This is a genomic window from Streptomyces sp. cmx-18-6 (assembly GCF_046548915.1).
Classification (GTDB): domain Bacteria; phylum Actinomycetota; class Actinomycetes; order Streptomycetales; family Streptomycetaceae; genus Streptomyces.
Genome location: NZ_JAEBEP010000001.1, coordinates 536,531 through 553,388, shown reverse-complemented (window position 1 = coordinate 553,388; position 16,858 = coordinate 536,531). Strand labels below are relative to the sequence as shown.

The following is a 16,858-nucleotide window of genomic DNA, read 5'->3' as shown; positions in this document are numbered from 1 at the left end:
GGACTGGCACGCGGGTTGACACACGGACTGGCAGCGGACCGGCACGCGGATTGACACGCGGACCGGCACGCGGATTGAAGCACCTCACGGGCGAGCGACAATGGACGGTATGCCTTCCGTACTGCCCGATGGTGAGCCCGTGCCCGACGACGGGGCGCTGCCCCGCCACGCCCTGGAAGGCGCAGCCGACCGCCCGCTCGGCTTCTATCTGCACGTCCCGTACTGCGCCACCCGCTGCGGCTACTGCGACTTCAACACCTACACCGCCACCGAGCTGCGCGGCTCCGGCGGCGCTCTCGCCTCTCGCGACAACTACGCCGCCCACCTCGTCGAGGAGGTCCGCCAGGCCCGCAAGGTCCTCGGCGACGACCCGCGCCCCGTCCGTACGGTCTTCGTCGGCGGCGGCACCCCCACCCTGCTGCCCGCCGCCGACCTCGTGACGATGCTGGCGTCGATCAGGGAGGAGTTCGGGCTCGCGGACGACGCGGAGATCACCACCGAGGCGAACCCCGAATCCGTCGACCCGGCCTATCTCTCCGCCCTGCGCGAGGGCGGTTTCAACCGGGTCTCCTTCGGCATGCAGAGCGCCAAGCAGCACGTCCTGAAGATCCTGGACCGCACGCACACCCCCGGCCGCCCCGAGGCGTGTGTCGCCGAGGCGCGGGCGGCGGGCTTCGACCACGTCAACCTGGACCTGATCTACGGCACCCCCGGCGAGTCCGACGACGACTGGCGGGCCACCCTGGACGCGGCGATCGGCGCGGGCCCCGACCACGTCTCCGCGTACGCCCTGATCGTCGAGGAGGGCACCCAGCTCGCCCGCCGCATCCGGCGCGGCGAGATCCCCATGACCGACGACGACGCGCACGCCGACCGCTACCTCATCGCGGACGCGGCCTTCGCCGCCGCGGGCTTCGACTGGTACGAGGTCTCCAACTGGGCCACCACCGAGGCCGGCCGCTGCCTGCACAACGAGCTGTACTGGCGCGGGGCCGACTGGTGGGGCGCGGGCCCCGGGGCCCACAGCCACGTCGGCGGGGTCCGCTGGTGGAACGTGAAGCACCCGGGCGCGTACGCCCAGGCGCTCTCCGAGGGCCGCTCGCCCGGCGCGGGCCGCGAGGTCCTCAGCCAGGAGGACCGCCGGGTCGAGCGCATCCTGCTGGAGCTCCGGCTCCGCGAGGGCTGCCCGCTCGCCCTCCTGAAACCGGACGGCCTCGCCGCCTCCCGCCGGGCCCTGGCGGACGGGCTGCTGGAGCCGGAGCCGTACGAGGAGGGCCGCGCGGTCCTCACCCTGCGCGGGCGGCTGCTGGCCGACGCCGTGGTGCGGGATCTCGTCGACTGATCCGGACGGCGGGCCTCACGGCTTGCAGTCCTTCGCCGTCAGCGGCCGCGCGTTCCCGGCGGGCTTGCCGCAGACGACGGTCCGCTCGGCGCTCGGCCCGGGGCGGACCACCTTGACGATGTTGAGGCCGTGCACGTTGTCGGAGACCGAGGACTTCGCCCGGCTGAACGAGATCGTCCCGGTCGGCATGTTGTTCAGGTCCACCGTGTGCAGCGTCGCCCAGGTCTCGGCGGCGCTCCGGCGGGCGTCACCGCGGGCGGCGGCGTCGTACAGCGCCGCCGTCGCGCTGTAGGAGATGACCGTCTGCCCGCTGGCGAACAGCTCGTCCTCGTACGCCGGACGCCCCGCGACCAGGGGGACGGCCTTCTCGTCGGGCCGCAGCTCCCGCAGGGTGCGGTGCGCGTCCCCGTAGAAGCCGAGGTTCTTTCCCCGGTTCAGCGGGGCGAGCGAGCTGTGGTAGAGCGTGACGTTCGTCGCGATGGAGGCGCTGTCGCTGAAGGTGTCCTTCGTCAGATCGTCCCCCGTGAACACCGTCATCGCCCGGTCCGAGCACCCGGTGGTCTCCGACAGGCCCCGCATCAGCGTCCGTACGTCCTCGACGCGCCCGGCGAAGTACAGCGCGTCCGGGGCCCGTTCGGCCTGGCAGACGGTGGTGAGCGGGGCGTTCAGGCTCGCGCCGCCCGCGAGGTCGTACTCCACGTCGCGGCCGACCGAGAAGCCCGACCCCCGGAGCATCTTCCGGCCCGCGGCCCGCTGCTCGTCGGTGTAGCGGTCCTTGTCCCCGTTGCCCGTCCTGCGCGACAGCACGACGGCGTGCGGGCGCTCCAGCTTCCTGGCGATCTGCCCGGCGATCAGCCCCAGCGCGTACGTCTGCTCCTCGTCGGTCGCCGCGAGGCCGAAGTAGTTGGGGTAGAGGCGGGGCAGGTCGCTGCTGGAGTTCGTCGTGTTCACCAGCGGCAGCCCGGCCGTGCGCAGCAGCGCCGCCGCGTCGTCGCTCTCGTCGGTGTTGCGGCCGAGGCCGACCACCCCCACCACCGTCGGATCCCGCCGGGCCACCTCGATGATCTTCTGCACGGCGGTGAGCTGGTGCAGCATGTCCTGGCCGGTGTTGGCGGTGAGCACCCGCAGCCGTACCGACCGCCGTACGGTCTTGTTCACCGCCTGCTGATGGAGATAGACGCCGGTCAGCTCCTCCAGGCCCTTGCGGGTCGCCCGGCGGTCGTTGCCCGCCGAGGTCAGCGGACCCGCGTAGACGACGGTCACATACGCGTCGTCCGGTTCGATGTCCGCGTTCTCCTCGCGGATCGCCTGCTCGATCCGCTCGAACGTGATGCCCTTGCCGGCCCCGTGCAGCTCCAGGCCGTTGCCCCGCGCGAAGCGCACCTCGGGCACGGTCGCCACCCCGACGCACTCCCGGTCCTTGGCGGGCCCGGCCCAGATCGCGTCCGTGCTGCGGTCGGTCAGCGGCCCGTAGCAGTACGTGTCGCGCCAGTGCCCGGCCCACAGGAACGCCCCCAGCAGACTGCCCACGACGACCAGCACGGCGCCCTCCCGCGACATCACCCACCGCGCCCAGGTCCGCGGCACCCGGTTCGTCGAGAGCCGGGGGTGCACCGCCTCACGGTCCAGCTTCGCGGGGGTCAGCGGCAGTTGGAGCACCCACGCCAGGGACGCGGCCGCCGCCGGGGTCTGGCCCAGGCTCAGATCGGCGACCCAGTCCTTGTACAGGTCCCGGGCCCCCGAGGAACGGAACGGCGCGTTCGCCCCCGGCAGCTCCGGCGGCGGGGTGTGCCGCATGACCTCGGCGGCCGGCAACGCCGCGAGCAGCAGCAGCGGATCCACCTCGCTGCGCCGCGACCGTACGTTGTTGATCGCGTTGATCAGCAGAATGCCGCCGTTGTCCTGGGTGGCCCGGGGCAGGAACACCATCGGCGGGACCGTCCGCTTGGCCCGCCGCCAGTCCAGCGCACGCGGCCGGTAGTTGTCCCGCAGGTCCTCCAGCAGCGCCTGCACCCGCAGCTCCAGATGGAAGCGGCGCGCCTGCTCGTCGCCCGCCCCCGCCTCCGCCACCCGCCCGGCGACCGCCGCTGCCCGCATCCGGATCACGTCCCACGAGCCGCTCGGCGAGAGCCAGGACCAGCCGTCCGAGGGAAGGCCCGTGCTGGACGCGGCCAGGGAGGACGTGGTCGCGAACCAGCGGCTGGCCCGGCGCAGCCACAGCAGCGGCGGCGCGGCCCGGGTCATCAGGCCCACGACGGCCAGTCCGAACAGCGCGAGGAGCATCACCAGGAGCATCAGCAGCCAGTCGACCTCACCGAGCAGCACGCTGAGCAGGGTGATGAAGGACGCGCCGATGAAGGTCTCCGGCCGCACCGAATCCGTCAGCGGCTCCCACCAGTTGCCCCGGCGCGGCCGGTCGGCCCGCCAGCGCAGCCGGCTGAGCTGCTCGAGAATCCTTTCCTCACGGCTCTCGGCGGCGTCCTCGCCGGACTGGTCCAGCACCGTGGCGGTGGCCTGCTCGATCGCCCCGAGCAGCCGGGAGCGGGGGAAGGCGAACGGCTTGTACTGGGTGCTTCCCCAGGACTTCGCGGACAGCTTGCGCACCATGTCGAGCGCCGCCGTGTACGGGGCGGTCCCGTGGCCGGCCAGTAACTGCACCGGCACCCGTCTCGTGGGGTCGGCGTTGGCTCTGTACAGCAGCCTGACGATGTCCTCGACCCGCCCGTCGACGTCGAACTCGTCCGAGGTGTCCTCGGCCTTGATCACCACCAGGGGCATCACCGGCCGGTTCTTCCGGTACTCGCCGATCAACTGCCGCATCAGGTCGAAGACGTTGGAGGCCGCCTCGTTGTCCGCGTCCTCGTGCCAGCTCTCGCGCCCCATCGCGTTGCCCTTCCCCCGTGAACCCGGCCCGTGCCCCACTCTCCCTAACCGATGATGCGCGTGGGGCGCAGGTATTCACAGGGATCGGTACCCGATCCTCCCCAAGAGGACGGCAACGGGACGGCCACAGGGTGGCGACAGGGCCGGGACATCACTCCGGAAGGGTGACGAAGTCGATCAATTCCTCTACCCGACCCAGGAGTTGGGGTTCAAGATCCTTGTAGCTGCGGACCTTGGACAGGATGTGCTGCCAGGCCGCCCCGGTGTTCTCCGGCCACCCCAGCGCCCGGCACACCCCGGTCTTCCAGTCCTGCCCCCGGGGCACCGCCGGCCACGCGTCGATCCCCACCGACGACGGCTTCACCGCCTCCCACACGTCGATGTACGGGTGGCCCACCACCAGCACATGGGGGTCGGAGACCTGCGCCGCGATCCGGGACTCCTTGGAGCCGGACACCAGGTGGTCCACCAGCACCCCGAGCCGGGCGTCCGGCCCCGGCGAGAACGCGCCCACGATGGCCGGCAGGTCGTCGACGCCCTCCAGGTACTCCACCACCACGCCCTCGATGCGCAGGTCGTCGCCCCACACCCGCTCGACCAGCTCCGCGTCGTGCCGGCCCTCCACATAGATCCGCCCCGCCCGCGCCACCCGCGCCCGCGCACCGGGCACCGCCACCGAACCGGAGGCCGTACGGGTGGGGCGCACCGGACCGCCGGGCCCCGGGCGCACCAGCGTGACCACCTTGCCCTCCAGCAGGAAGCCGCGCGGCTCCATCGGGAAGACCCGGTGCTTGCCGAACCGGTCCTCCAGGGTCACCGTGGGCCCCTGAGCCGTCTTCTCGCAGCGGATCACCGCCCCGCAGAAGCCGCTGGCGACCTCCTCCACGACCAGATCGGGTTCGGCGGGGACCTCGGGCACGGGGGCGGACCTCTTCCACGGCGGGGTCAGGTCCGGCTGGTAGCTGCGCATGGCACGACGATAATTCGCCGTACGCGCTCCCAGGGCGCACCCCGCCCCGAAGATCGTCACCTCGGAGTTCCGCGCCCCGCCCGGGAGATGCTCACCCCGCAGATCCGCCCCCGCCCCGGAGACCCTCACCCCACCCCGAACCGCTCCGCCAGCGCCCCCCGCTGCGCCCGGACGAACGCCGCGTCCACCACCGCCCCGTGCCCCGGTACGTACACCGCGCCCTCGCCGCCCAGTTGGAGGAGCCGGTCCAGGGCGGCGGGCCAGCGCGAGGTGATCGCGTCCCGGCCCGCCTGCGGCTCGCCCGACTCCTCCACCAGGTCCCCGCACAGCACCACCGCGGGCTCCCCGTCCGTCCCCGGGACCAGCACCGCGAGGTCGTGGCCGCTGTGGCCCGGGCCCACGTTCGCCAGCAGCACCTGGCGGCCGCCGCCCAGGTCGAGGGTCCACTCGCCGGTCACCTCGTGGTGCGGGACCACCAGGGCGTCCACCGCCCGGTGGGCCTCCTCCTCCGCGAGGCCGTGGTGCACGGCCGAGGCGCCCAGCTCGTCCGCCGAGCGCCGCAGCAGGGCGGCGACGCCCACCGCCCCGTACACCTGGACCCCGGCGAACGCCGCCGTGCCCAGCACATGATCGAAGTGCGGGTGGCTCAGTGCGATATGCGTCACCCTCCGGCCGAGCAGCGCCTCGGCCTGCCCGCGCAGCTCGACGCCCTCGCGCAGGGTGGAGCCGGTGTCGAACAGCAGCACCCCGTCCGGCCCGGCCACCAGCGCGACCGTGGCGTCCCAGCCCGGCAGGCGTCGCCGCCCGATACCGTGGCCCAACCGCTCCCAGCCGAAGTCTTCCCAAGCGACGTCCATGCGACGACGCTATCGGGGCGACGTGCGCGGTCCCGGGGCGGCGTGGCCGGTCGGCCTTGCCCCCGCCCCACCCCACCCCCGTACACTGACCGGTGGGTAGCTGGCACTCGTACGCACCGAGTGCCAGACGGATACCGGAGTTCAGACACCGGAGAACGACAGCTGGAGGTGTGCGCCATGCTCAGCGAACGCAGACTCGAAGTGCTGCGCGCCATCGTCCAGGACTATGTCGGCACCGAGGAGCCGGTCGGCTCCAAGGCGCTCACGGAGCGGCACCAGCTGGGGGTCTCCCCGGCCACCGTCCGCAACGACATGGCGGTGCTGGAGGACGAGGGCTTCATCGCGCAGCCGCACACGAGCGCGGGGCGCATCCCCACCGACAAGGGGTACCGCCTCTTCGTCGACAAGCTCGCCGGCGTCAAGCCGCTCTCCTCGCCCGAGCGCCGGGCCATCCAGAACTTCCTCGACGGCGCGGTCGACCTCGACGACGTGGTCGGCCGGACCGTGCGGCTGCTCGCGCAGCTGACCCGGCAGGTCGCGGTCGTGCAGTACCCCTCGCTGACCCGCTCGACGGTCCGGCACGTGGAGCTGCTGTCGCTCGCCCCCGCCCGGCTGATGCTGGTCCTGATCACGGACACCGGCCGGGTCGAACAGCGTATGATCGACTGCCCCGCGCCCTTCGGCGAGGCATCCCTCGCGGATCTGCGGGCCCGGCTCAACAGCCGGGTCGTCGGACGCCGCTTCGCGGATGTCCCGCGCCTGGTGCGGGAGCTGCCGGAATCCTTCGACAGCGAGGACCGGGGGACGGTTTCCACGGTTCTTTCCACCCTCCTCGAAACACTGGTCGAGGAGACGGAGGAGCGGCTGATGATCGGCGGCACCTCCAACCTCACCCGCTTCGGGCACGACTTCCCTGTGATGATCCGGCCGGTGCTGGAAGCACTGGAGGAGCAGGTCGTCCTGCTGAAGCTGCTCGGTGAGGCCACGGACTCAGCCATGACCGTGCGGATCGGGCACGAGAACGCCCACGAGGGGCTCACCTCCACGTCCGTCGTCGCGGTCGGCTACGGTTCGGGCGACGAGGCAGTCGCCAAACTCGGCGTGGTCGGACCGACCCGCATGGACTACCCCGGAACGATGGGAGCGGTACGCGCAGTGGCACGTTACGTCGGACAGATCCTGGCGGAGTCGTAAGTGGCCACGGACTACTACGCCGTACTCGGCGTACGCCGCGACGCATCTCAGGACGAGATCAAGAAGGCATTCCGTCGGCTCGCCCGCGAGCTGCACCCGGATGTCAACCCGGATCCGAAGACCCAGGAGCGGTTCAAGGAGATCAACGCCGCTTACGAGGTGCTGTCGGACCCGCAGAAGAAGCAGGTCTACGACCTCGGCGGCGACCCCCTCTCGGCGGGCGGCGGCGGTGGCGCGGGCGGTTTCGGAGCCGGTGGCTTCGGCAACTTCTCCGACATCATGGACGCGTTCTTCGGAACGGCCTCGCAGCGCGGGCCCCGCTCGCGCACCCGGCGCGGCCAGGACGCCATGATCCGGCTGGAGATCGACCTCGCGGAGGCGGCCTTCGGCACCACCAAGGACATCCAGGTCGACACGGCGGTCGTCTGCAACACCTGCAGCGGCGAGGGCGCGGCCCCCGGCACGTCCGCCCAGACCTGTGACATGTGCCGCGGCCGCGGCGAGGTCTCGCAGGTCACCCGGTCCTTCCTGGGCCAGGTCATGACCTCGCGGCCCTGCCCGCAGTGCCAGGGCTTCGGTACGGTCGTGCCGACGCCGTGCCCGGAGTGCGCAGGCGACGGCCGCATCCGCTCGCGCCGCACGCTCACGGTCAAGATCCCGGCGGGCGTCGACAACGGCACCCGCATCCAGCTCGCCGGCGAGGGCGAGGTCGGCCCCGGCGGCGGCCCGCCCGGCGACCTGTACGTCGAGATCCACGAGCTGCCGCACTCCGTCTTCCAGCGGCGCGGCGACGATCTCCACTGCACGGTCACCATCCCGATGACGGCGGCGGCCCTCGGCACCAAGTGCCCGCTGGAGACCCTGGACGGCGTCGAGGAGATCGACATCCGGCCCGGCACCCAGTCCGGCCAGTCCGTGCCCCTGCACGGGCGGGGCATCACGCACCTGCGCGGCGGCGGCCGGGGCGACCTCATCGTGCACGTCGAGGTGATGACCCCCTCCAAGCTCGACGCGGAGCAGGAGCGGCTGCTGCGGGAGCTGTCCAAGCTGCGCGGCGAGGAACGGCCGCTGGGTCAGTTTCAGCCAGGTCAGCAGGGGCTTTTCTCCCGGCTGAAGGACGCCTTCAACGGCCGCTGAAGCCCTTTCCGCCTTTCACCGCACCGCCCCCCGGTCACCTGCCGGGGGGCGGTGCGGTGTTCGGTGGGAGAACCGGTCACGCCAATCGCTGGCTGATTCGGCCCTGTGCGGCGGACGTGGCACGATGCGGTCATGCCCTCCGAGTTGACCGATCTCTGCCGGTATCCGATCGTGCAGGCCCCCATGGCGGGCGGCGCGTCCGGACCCCAGCTCGCCGCGGCCGTCGCCGAGGCGGGCGGGCTCGGGTTCCTGGCCGCCGGGTACAAAACGGCGGACGGCATGTACAACGAGATCAAACAGCTGCGCCGGCTCACCGGCGGGCCGTTCGGCGTCAACCTCTTCATGCCGCAGCCCGCGCTGGCCGACCCCAGCGCCGTCGAGGTCTACCGCCACCAGCTCGCGGGTGAGGCGGCCTGGTACGAGACCCCGCTCGGCGACCCCGACAGCAGCGGCGACGACGGGTACGAGGCGAAGGTCGCCATCCTGCTGGAGGACCCCGTTCCGGTGGTCTCCTTCACCTTCGGCTGCCCCGTCCGCGACACGCTCGACGCCTTCGCCAGGGCGGGGACGTACACCATCGTCACGGTCACCTCCGCCGAGGAGGCCCAGGGAGCCCAGTGGGCCGGGGCCGACGCCGTCTGCGTCCAGGGCGTCGAGGCGGGCGGCCACCAGTCCACCCACCGCGACGACCCGCAGGCCGACCACACCGGCACCGGGCTGCTCTCCCTGGTCACCCAGGTCCGCGAGACCGTGCAGATCCCGGTCGTCGCCACCGGCGGCCTGATGCGCGGCGCACAGATCGCCGCCGTCCTCGCGGCGGGCGCGGACGCCGCCCAGCTCGGCACCGCCTTCCTGATCTGCCCCGAGTCCGGGGCCCACCTGCTGCACAAGCAGGCCCTGACCAACCCGCTGTTCGTCCGCACCGAACTGACCCGCGCCTTCTCCGGGCGGCCCGCGCGCGGCCTGGTCAACCGGTTCGTCCGCGAGCACGGCCCGTACGCCCCCGCCGCCTACCCCCAGGTCCACTACCTCACCACCGGGCTCCGCCAGGCCGCCGCCAAGGCCGGGGACGCCCAGGGGATGGCCCTGTGGGCGGGGCAGGGCCACCGGATGGCCCGCGAACTGCCCGCCGGCGAGCTGATCGAGCTGCTCGCCGCCGAACTGGAGGCCGCCAGGGCGGCCCTGAGCCCGAGGAGCCCCCGGTGACCGCACCGGTCTTCGTCGTCGAACGGATGCCCACCGAAGGGGAGTTCGTCCTCGACGGCCCCGAGGGGCGGCACGCGGTGTCGGTCAAGCGGCTGGAGCCCGGCGAGGAGCTGGTCCTCACGGACGGCCTCGGCCACTGGGCGGAGGGCGCCGTCCGGGCCGCCGAGGGCAAGGACCGCCTCACCGTCACCGTCCGCGGCGCCGTCCGGGAGGAGCCGGAGCCCACGCCCCGGATCACCGTCGTCCAGGCGCTCCCCAAGGGCGACCGGGGCGAACTGGCCGTCGAGACGATGACCGAGACCGGCGTCGACGCCATCGTGCCGTGGCAGGCCGCCCGCTGCATCACCCAGTGGAAGGGCGAGCGGGGCGCGAAGTCCCTGGCGAAATGGCGCGGTACGGCACGGGAGGCGGGCAAGCAGTCCCGCCGGGTGCGCTTCCCCGAGGTCGCCGAGGCCATGACGACGAAGCAGGTCGCCGCCCTGCTGGCCGGCGCCGACTTCGCCGGGGTCCTGCACGAGGACCGCGACCACGACAGCACCCCGCTCGCCACCGCCGAACTCCCCGCCACCGGCTCCATCGTGCTCGTCGTCGGCCCCGAGGGCGGCGTCTCCCCGCAGGAACTGGCCGCCTTCGCGGAGGCGGGCGCGCGCCCGTACCGGCTGGGCCGCAGCGTGCTGCGTACGTCCACGGCGGGGACGGCCGCGACCGCGCTGCTGCTGGGACGCACCGGCCGCTGGGGCTGAACCTCGGGCTGGGCGGCCCCGTCCGTGCGGGGTCCGGCGATAGCATGCCCGTACCACTGATCACCAGCGAACGAGGAGGCCCGGAGCCATGGCGGGAGAGCCGCAGACCGACTGCCTGTTCTGCAAGATCATCTCGGGAGACATCCCGGCGACCATCGTCCGCGAGAGCGACACGACCGTCGCCTTCCGCGACATCAACCCGCAGGCACCGACCCACATCCTGGTCATCCCCAAGGTCCACTACCCCGACGCCGCCTCGCTCGCCGCCGCCGAACCGCAGATCGCCGCCGACGTGCTGCGCGAGGCCGGAGCGGTCGCCGCCGACGAGAAGGTCGACGGCACCGGCTACCGGATCATCCTCAACACCGGCTCCGGCGCGGGCCAGACCGTCTTCCACGCGCACGCCCACGTCCTGGGCGGCCGCGGCCTCCAGTGGCCCCCCGGATAACGCCCGCCTCGTAGGAGCCCGACCCCATGTCCGTACGCGAGCTGGTGGTACTCGGCACCGCCAGCCAGGTCCCCACCCGGCACCGCAACCACAACGGCTATCTGCTGCGCTGGGACGGCGAGGGCATCCTCTTCGACCCCGGCGAGGGCACCCAGCGCCAGATGCTGCGGGCCGGGGTCGCCGCGCACGACATCGACCGGATCTGCGTCACGCACTTCCACGGCGACCACTCCCTCGGGCTCGCCGGGGTCATCCAGCGCATCAACCTCGACCAGGTGCCGCACCCCGTCACCGCCCACTACCCGGCGAGCGGGCAGCACTTCTTCGACCGGCTGCGCTACGCCACCGCCTACCGCGAGACCGTCCGGCTGACCCAGACCCCGGTCGCCGGAACCGGCGGGGTCCTCGCCGCCACGGCCTCGTACACCCTGGACAGCCACCGGCTCTCGCACCCCGTCGAGTCGTACGGCTACCGCCTCACCGAACCCGACACCCGCCGCATGCTGCCCGCCCTCCTCCAGGAGCACGGCATCGCCGGGCCGGACGTCGGCCGCCTCCAGCGTGCGGGCGTCCTCGGCGGCGTGACGCTGGAGCAGGTCTCCGAGGAGCGGCGCGGGCAGCGGTTCGCGTTCGTCATGGACACCCGGCTCTGCGACGGGGTGTACGCGCTCGCCCAGGGCTGCGACATGCTCGTCATCGAGTCGACCTTCCTCGACGAGGACGAGAAGCTCGCCACCGACCACGGCCACCTGACCGCCGGACAGGCCGCCCGGGTGGCGAAGGAGTCGGGCGTACGCCACCTCGTGCTGACCCACTTCTCGCAGCGCTACAGCGACCCCGAACTCTTCGAGACCCAGGCCCGCGCCGCCGGGTTCGACGGCGAACTCACCGTGGCGCAGGACCTGATCCGGGTCCCGCTCCCTTCCCGGCACCACTGACATATCCGCACCATTCGTTTGCGAGACACCGTGCACCTCCCCAAGGCAGAACTCCACCTCCACATCGAAGGCGCCCTCGAACCCGAACTCGCCTTCGCGCTCGCGGAACGCAACGGGGTGACCCTGCCGTACGCCACCACCGACGAACTGCGCAGGGCCTACGCGTTCGACGACCTCCAGTCCTTCCTGGACCTCTACTACGCGCTGATGGCCGTGCTGCGCACGGAGGAGGACTTCACCGAACTCGCCGACGCCTACCTCGCCCGCGCCGCCGCCCAGGGCGTCCGGCACGCCGAGATCTTCTTCGACCCGCAGGCCCACACCGCCCGGGGCGTCCCCATCGGCACGGTCATCGAGGGGCTGAGCCGGGCGCTGGAGCGCAGCGAGGAGACCCACGGGATCTCCACCCAGCTCATCCTGTGCTTCCTGCGCGACCTCTCCGCCGAAGCCGCCCTCGGCACCCTCGACGCGGCCCGCCCCTACCTCCACCGGATCAGCGCGGTCGGCCTGGACTCCGCCGAGGTCGGCCACCCGCCCGCCAAGTTCCGCGAGGTGTACGAGAGGGCCACCGCGCTCGGGCTGCGCAAGGTGGCCCACGCGGGGGAGGAGGGGCCGCCGTCCTATATCCGCGAGGCTCTGGACGTCCTCGGCGTCGAGCGCGTCGACCACGGGCTGCGCTGCCTGGAGGACCCGGAACTGGTGGCGCGGCTGGTCGCGGACCGGGTGCCGCTGACGCTGTGCCCGCTGTCCAACGTACGGCTGCGGACCGTCGACACGCTGAAGGACCACCCGCTGCCGCGGATGATGGCCGCCGGGCTCCTCTGCACGGTGAACTCCGACGACCCCGCCTACTTCGGCGGGTACGCCGGGGACAACTTCGACGCCGTACGCGACGCGCTCGCCCTGGACCCGGAGCAGTTGCGCACCCTGGCCCGGAACTCCTTCGAGGCGGCCTTCCTCGACCACGACGAGGAGCGCCGGGCCCGCTACCTGTCCGAGGTCGAGGCGTACGCGTTCGACTGACCGGGCCCGCCGCCGTCCGGACCGGCCGTCCGGATCGCGCTGCGCACCAGCCGCCTGCGCCGTACGCGGAGTTCGGTGACGGCCTGCTCCGGCGAGCCGAGCTTCGGCACCGCGCCGGACAGGCTGCCGGTGGTGGCGGCCAGCAGCGCGGCCGGTGCGCCACCGCGACGGCGCACCGAACCGGGCACCAGCGGACGGCCGCCGGTGTGCAGCGCCACGGCGGTCACGGGCGCGGCGACCAGGAGGGTGGCCGCACCCAGGACCAGCCCCATCGCCGGATAACCGGCCTCCTCGGAGAGCACGCTGCCCAGGAGCGGGCCGCACGCCACGCCCACGGAGGAGGCCGAGCCCGCCAGGACCGCCCAGCGGCCCCGTACGTCCAGGGAGGCGGCCAGGCCGATCAGATAGGAGAGGACCACCGGGTAGACGCTGTTCCACAGGATCTCGCCGGTCGCGAACGACCCGAGGTCCCGGGCCGACGAGGTGAGCACGATGCTCCCCGCGATGACCACGGTCCCCACCCCGATCGGCACTGCCCGGCCGAGCCGCGCGCCGAGCACCCCCGCGCCCATCACGCCCAGCAGGCCCGCGCCGAGGGCGGCGGCGAACACCGCGCCGACGGTGATCTCGGAGAGCCCCGCCTGCACCGAGCCGATGCGGCTGCTGACCCCCCACAGCGCGTTCTGCGCCATGGACCAGACGAGCATGCCGCCCGCCAGTACGAGACCGGAGCGGCGGTGCGGCAGTAGCCGGCCGGTGATCCGCGCGGCGGACTCCTCGGGGGCCGAGGGGCCGTTCAGCCGGGTGGTCGCGGGCCAGACGAGCAGGGCGACCAGGGCGATCGCGGCGAACGGGAGCCGGTGCCCGCCGCCGAGGTGCGGGATCGTCAGATATATGGCCCCCGCCGTGGCGGAGACGGTGAGCAGCCCGAGCGAGGACGTCCGGTGCGGGTCGCGCTGGGCGGCGATCCCGGCCGCCGCCACCGCCGTGGCCGTACCCGACCCGAAGCCGCCGAGCACCACGCCGAGCACCACGAGCGGCACCGACCCGGCCAGCGCGGCGCAGCCGTACCCGACGGCGGCCAGCACCAGACCGACCCGCGCCGGGGCACGGGACCCGTACCGCTCGACCCGGCCCGCCAGCGTGAACCCGGCACTGGCCGAACTCAGCAGCAGAGCACTGCCGACCAGGCCCGCCTGAGCGGGCGTCAGCCCGAGATGGACGCTGAGGCGCCCGACGACGGTGGGGAGCAGATAGGAGGCGAGGTAGCCGGCGGTGAACACGGCGACCAGGGGCCACGCGGCACGGCGCGAGGACATGGGCGTTCCTGAAGACATGCCTGAGGCAGGCAGGGGGGAGGGGGAGGGGAGGACGACACGAAGCGCGCTGGAAGAGGGCAGCACGGGGCAAGCGGGAAAATGCGAATATGCGGGGAGATGCGAGAAAGTGCGGCTCTCGTCGGGCAACGTCCCCGAAGGTGCTCGCGGGGCAATTTGTATCAAGCGCCCCCGGCTGTCCGAAAGTCGCCCCGATGTGATCTGGGTCACTGAGAAGTTTATGCACTTCCAGGCCGGGTAGCTGTGCATGTTTATGCAGGTCAGCAGTGGACGTTTCCGCGCCGCCCACACCATGCGCATCGGCGGGGAGGCTCCGCTCGCGCACCCCCATCGGGCAGACTGGCTGGATCTCACACAGTCCAGATCTGCCGCACGGCCGGGGAGCGCACGGTGAGCACTGACACTCCAGGTATCGACCCGCTGCTGGCGCTGCGGGCCCCGCAGGACCCCGCCTGCGACGTCTTCCTGACCGGCACGGTCTTCCTCGACATCATCTTCACCGGCCTCGACAGCGCCCCCGTGCGCGGCACCGAGTCCTGGGCCCGGGGCATGGGCTCCAGCCCCGGCGGCGTCGCCAACATGGCCACCGCCCTCGCCCGGCTCGGCCTGCACACCTCCCTCGCCGCCGCCTTCGGCGACGACCACTACGGCGAGTACTGCTGGGACGCCCTCGAACAGGGCGAGGGCATCGACCTGTCGATGTCGCACACCGTTCCCGGCTGGCACTCCCCGGTCACCGTCTCCATGGCGTACGAGGGCGAGCGCACGATGGTCTCCCACGGCCACGAGGCCCCGGCCCCGCCCGCCGCCGAGGTTCCCGCCGCCCCCACGGTCCCGGCTCCCGCAGGAGCCGCCGCGACCGGCGGCACCACGACCGCCACCGCCGCCCCCGGCCCCGCCTTCCCGCAGTGTCCGCCGCGCGCCCGCGCCGCGATCGCCTCGCTCGCGCCGGGCCGCAGCGAGCCCTGGGTGGCCGCGGCGGCCCGGCAGGGGGCGCGGGTCTTCGCCGACGTCGGCTGGGACGAGACCGGCCGCTGGGACCTGGACGCGCTGCCGGACCTGGCGCACTGCGAGGCGTTCCTGCCCAACGCGGAGGAGGCGATGCGCTACACCCGCACCGACTGCCCCCGCGCCGCCGCCCACGCCCTCGCCGAACGCGTCCCGCTCGCCGTGGTCACCCTGGGGGCCGAGGGCGCGTACGCCGTCGACGGGCGCACCGGCGTCAGCGCCCAGGTGCCCGCCATCGCGGTGGAGGCGCTCGACCCGACCGGGGCCGGGGACGTCTTCGTCGCCGGGTTCGTCACCGGCACCCTCGCCGACTGGCCGCTCGCCGACCGGCTCGCCTTCGCCGGGCTGACGGCGGCCCTGTCGGTGCAGGAGTTCGGCGGCTCGCTCTCCGCGCCGGGCTGGGCCGAGATCGCCGCCTGGTGGCAGCGGGTCCGCACCTGCGACAGCCAGGACCCCGCTGCCCTGGAGCGGTACGCGTTCCTGGACGAGCTGCTGCCCACCACGGCCCGCGCCTGGCCGCTGCGGCGCGCGGTCCCCACGATCGGCTTCCGGCAGTGAGAGGACCCGCGCGGCACGGCCGGTCGGCACGGCCGGTAAAACCTCTCGGCGTTGTCACCGCCAGGTCGTAGGCTGGGTAATCCAGAGGTTGTCGAGCAGCGAGAACCCTGCAACGGGAGGTATGCGCAGGCCCGAGGGCCGGCCCATGACTCACACACCCACACAGCCGCAGGCGCGTGCCCAGATCCGGATTCCGGCCGCACACCCCATGGTGATGCTCCTCGGATCGGGCGACTCGCTGTTGCGCGTGATCGAAGAGGCTTTCCCGGCGGCCGACATCCATGTCCGGGGCAACGAGATCAGCGCCACGGGCGAGGCGGCCGACGTCGCCCTCATCCAGCGCCTGTTCGACGAGATGATGCTCGTGCTCCGCACCGGAGCGCCGATGACGGAGGACGCAGTGGAACGGTCGATCGCCATGCTCAGGGCGGCCGGCGCCGGCGAGGGAGACCCCCAGGGCGAGACACCCGCCGAGGTGCTCACCCAGAACATCCTCTCCAACCGCGGCCGCACCATCCGCCCCAAGACGCTCAACCAGAAGCGGTATGTCGACGCGATCGACGACCACACGATCGTCTTCGGGATCGGCCCGGCGGGCACCGGCAAGACCTACCTCGCCATGGCCAAGGCGGTGCAGGCGCTCCAGTCCAAGCAGGTCAGCCGGATCATCCTGACCCGCCCCGCCGTCGAGGCGGGGGAGCGGCTCGGCTTCCTCCCGGGCACGCTCTTCGACAAGATCGACCCGTATCTGCGCCCGCTCTACGACGCCCTGCACGACATGCTGGACCCCGACTCGATCCCGCGCCTGATGGCGGCGGGCACGATCGAGGTGGCGCCGCTCGCATACATGCGGGGCCGGACCTTGAATGACGCTTTCATCATTCTGGACGAGGCGCAGAACACCAGCGCCGAGCAGATGAAGATGTTCCTGACCCGCCTCGGCTTCGACTCCAAGATCGTCATCACTGGTGACGTCACCCAGGTCGACCTGCCGAGCGGCACCAAGAGCGGGCTGCGCCAGGTCCAGGACATCCTGGAGGGCCTGGAGGACGTGCACTTCTCCCGCCTCACCTCCCAGGATGTCGTCCGGCACAAGCTGGTCGGCCGTATCGTCGACGCGTACGAGAAGTACGACAGCCGAAACGGTCAACAAGACGGTCAGTCGGACGGCCGGGAAGACGGCCGACGCGACCGGCGTAAAGGGAAGTAGTCGC

14 protein-coding genes are annotated in these 16,858 nt (G+C 72.6%); 10 read left to right on the top strand and 4 right to left on the bottom strand.

The genetic code is table 11. From position 1 onward, the window contains the following. Window positions 1-100: 100 nt before the first annotated feature. Complete coding sequence (gene hemW, locus ACLJPL_RS02575) at window positions 101-1,342, top strand: radical SAM family heme chaperone HemW (RefSeq protein ID WP_411078985.1); 1,242 nt, start codon at window positions 101-103, stop codon at window positions 1,340-1,342. A 15-nt stretch (window positions 1,343-1,357) separates the two neighbouring features. On the opposite strand, the gene ACLJPL_RS02570 is transcribed toward hemW, so the two are convergent. The 3 genes from ACLJPL_RS02570 to ACLJPL_RS02560 all read right to left on the bottom strand — a co-directional run bounded on the left by ACLJPL_RS02570 (window position 1,358) and on the right by ACLJPL_RS02560 (window position 6,052). Beyond that, window positions 1,358-4,225, bottom strand: coding sequence for an ABC transporter substrate-binding protein (locus ACLJPL_RS02570; protein WP_411078984.1), 2,868 nt, complete (start codon window positions 4,223-4,225; stop codon window positions 1,358-1,360). A gap of 151 nt (window positions 4,226-4,376) precedes the next feature. Next, complete coding sequence (locus ACLJPL_RS02565) at window positions 4,377-5,195, bottom strand: DUF3097 domain-containing protein (RefSeq protein ID WP_411078983.1); 819 nt, start codon at window positions 5,193-5,195, stop codon at window positions 4,377-4,379. A gap of 125 nt (window positions 5,196-5,320) precedes the next feature. Beyond that, entirely contained in the window at window positions 5,321-6,052 is a 732-nt protein-coding gene (locus tag ACLJPL_RS02560) for an MBL fold metallo-hydrolase (RefSeq protein WP_411078982.1), read from the bottom strand. A gap of 177 nt (window positions 6,053-6,229) precedes the next feature. Between ACLJPL_RS02560 and hrcA the strand changes: the two genes are divergently transcribed. The 7 genes from hrcA to ACLJPL_RS02525 all read left to right on the top strand — a co-directional run bounded on the left by hrcA (window position 6,230) and on the right by ACLJPL_RS02525 (window position 12,741). Continuing rightward, on the top strand, window positions 6,230-7,246 hold the full coding sequence (gene hrcA, locus ACLJPL_RS02555; RefSeq protein ID WP_030563440.1) for a heat-inducible transcriptional repressor HrcA: 1,017 nt from the start codon (window positions 6,230-6,232) through the stop codon (window positions 7,244-7,246). Continuing rightward, window positions 7,247-8,383 (top strand): molecular chaperone DnaJ, encoded by a 1,137-nt coding sequence (dnaJ, locus tag ACLJPL_RS02550; RefSeq protein ID WP_411078981.1) that lies wholly within the window; start codon window positions 7,247-7,249, stop codon window positions 8,381-8,383. It abuts the gene before it with no gap. 132 nt (window positions 8,384-8,515) lie between these two features. Then, window positions 8,516-9,589 (top strand): nitronate monooxygenase, encoded by a 1,074-nt coding sequence (locus ACLJPL_RS02545; RefSeq protein WP_411078980.1) that lies wholly within the window; start codon window positions 8,516-8,518, stop codon window positions 9,587-9,589. Continuing rightward, the gene (locus tag ACLJPL_RS02540; protein WP_411078979.1) at window positions 9,586-10,332 is read left to right on the top strand and encodes a 16S rRNA (uracil(1498)-N(3))-methyltransferase; all 747 of its coding nucleotides are present in this window, start codon (window positions 9,586-9,588) and stop codon (window positions 10,330-10,332) included. The genes ACLJPL_RS02545 and ACLJPL_RS02540 overlap by 4 nt, the downstream gene beginning before the upstream one ends. Window positions 10,333-10,420: 88 nt before the next feature. Then, complete coding sequence (locus ACLJPL_RS02535; RefSeq protein ID WP_411078978.1) at window positions 10,421-10,780, top strand: histidine triad nucleotide-binding protein; 360 nt, start codon at window positions 10,421-10,423, stop codon at window positions 10,778-10,780. Window positions 10,781-10,806: 26 nt separating this feature from the next. Then, on the top strand, window positions 10,807-11,718 hold the full coding sequence (locus ACLJPL_RS02530; protein ID WP_411078977.1) for a ribonuclease Z: 912 nt from the start codon (window positions 10,807-10,809) through the stop codon (window positions 11,716-11,718). A 30-nt stretch (window positions 11,719-11,748) separates the two neighbouring features. Beyond that, on the top strand, window positions 11,749-12,741 hold the full coding sequence (locus ACLJPL_RS02525) for an adenosine deaminase (RefSeq protein WP_411078976.1): 993 nt from the start codon (window positions 11,749-11,751) through the stop codon (window positions 12,739-12,741). Here the strand turns inward: ACLJPL_RS02525 and ACLJPL_RS02520 are convergent. After that, window positions 12,705-14,060: an MFS transporter gene (locus ACLJPL_RS02520; RefSeq protein ID WP_411078975.1), complete on the bottom strand. Its 1,356-nt coding sequence runs from the start codon at window positions 14,058-14,060 to the stop codon at window positions 12,705-12,707. The two genes, ACLJPL_RS02525 and ACLJPL_RS02520, sit on opposite strands and share 37 nt — an antisense overlap. A gap of 408 nt (window positions 14,061-14,468) precedes the next feature. Here ACLJPL_RS02520 and ACLJPL_RS02515 point away from each other — a divergent pair, with 408 nt between their 5' ends. Further along, window positions 14,469-15,644 carry a carbohydrate kinase family protein gene (locus ACLJPL_RS02515; protein ID WP_411078974.1) on the top strand — a complete coding sequence of 392 codons (1,176 nt, stop codon included), beginning with the start codon at window positions 14,469-14,471 and terminating at the stop codon, window positions 15,642-15,644. A 145-nt stretch (window positions 15,645-15,789) separates the two neighbouring features. Continuing rightward, on the top strand, window positions 15,790-16,854 hold the full coding sequence (locus tag ACLJPL_RS02510; protein WP_411078973.1) for a PhoH family protein: 1,065 nt from the start codon (window positions 15,790-15,792) through the stop codon (window positions 16,852-16,854). The last annotated feature ends 4 nt before the right edge of the window (window positions 16,855-16,858 follow it).

Coding starts and splice junctions, on each gene's coding strand:
- hemW (WP_411078985.1), top strand. CDS start 101: ATGGACGGTATGCCTTCCGTACTGCCCGATGGTGAGCCCGTGCCCGAC.
- ACLJPL_RS02570 (WP_411078984.1), bottom strand. CDS start 4,225: ATGGGGCGCGAGAGCTGGCACGAGGACGCGGACAACGAGGCGGCCTCC.
- ACLJPL_RS02565 (WP_411078983.1), bottom strand. CDS start 5,195: ATGCGCAGCTACCAGCCGGACCTGACCCCGCCGTGGAAGAGGTCCGCC.
- ACLJPL_RS02560 (WP_411078982.1), bottom strand. CDS start 6,052: ATGGACGTCGCTTGGGAAGACTTCGGCTGGGAGCGGTTGGGCCACGGT.
- hrcA (WP_030563440.1), top strand. CDS start 6,230: ATGCTCAGCGAACGCAGACTCGAAGTGCTGCGCGCCATCGTCCAGGAC.
- ACLJPL_RS02545 (WP_411078980.1), top strand. CDS start 8,516: ATGCCCTCCGAGTTGACCGATCTCTGCCGGTATCCGATCGTGCAGGCC.
- ACLJPL_RS02535 (WP_411078978.1), top strand. CDS start 10,421: ATGGCGGGAGAGCCGCAGACCGACTGCCTGTTCTGCAAGATCATCTCG.
- ACLJPL_RS02530 (WP_411078977.1), top strand. CDS start 10,807: ATGTCCGTACGCGAGCTGGTGGTACTCGGCACCGCCAGCCAGGTCCCC.
- ACLJPL_RS02520 (WP_411078975.1), bottom strand. CDS start 14,060: ATGTCCTCGCGCCGTGCCGCGTGGCCCCTGGTCGCCGTGTTCACCGCC.
- ACLJPL_RS02510 (WP_411078973.1), top strand. CDS start 15,790: ATGACTCACACACCCACACAGCCGCAGGCGCGTGCCCAGATCCGGATT.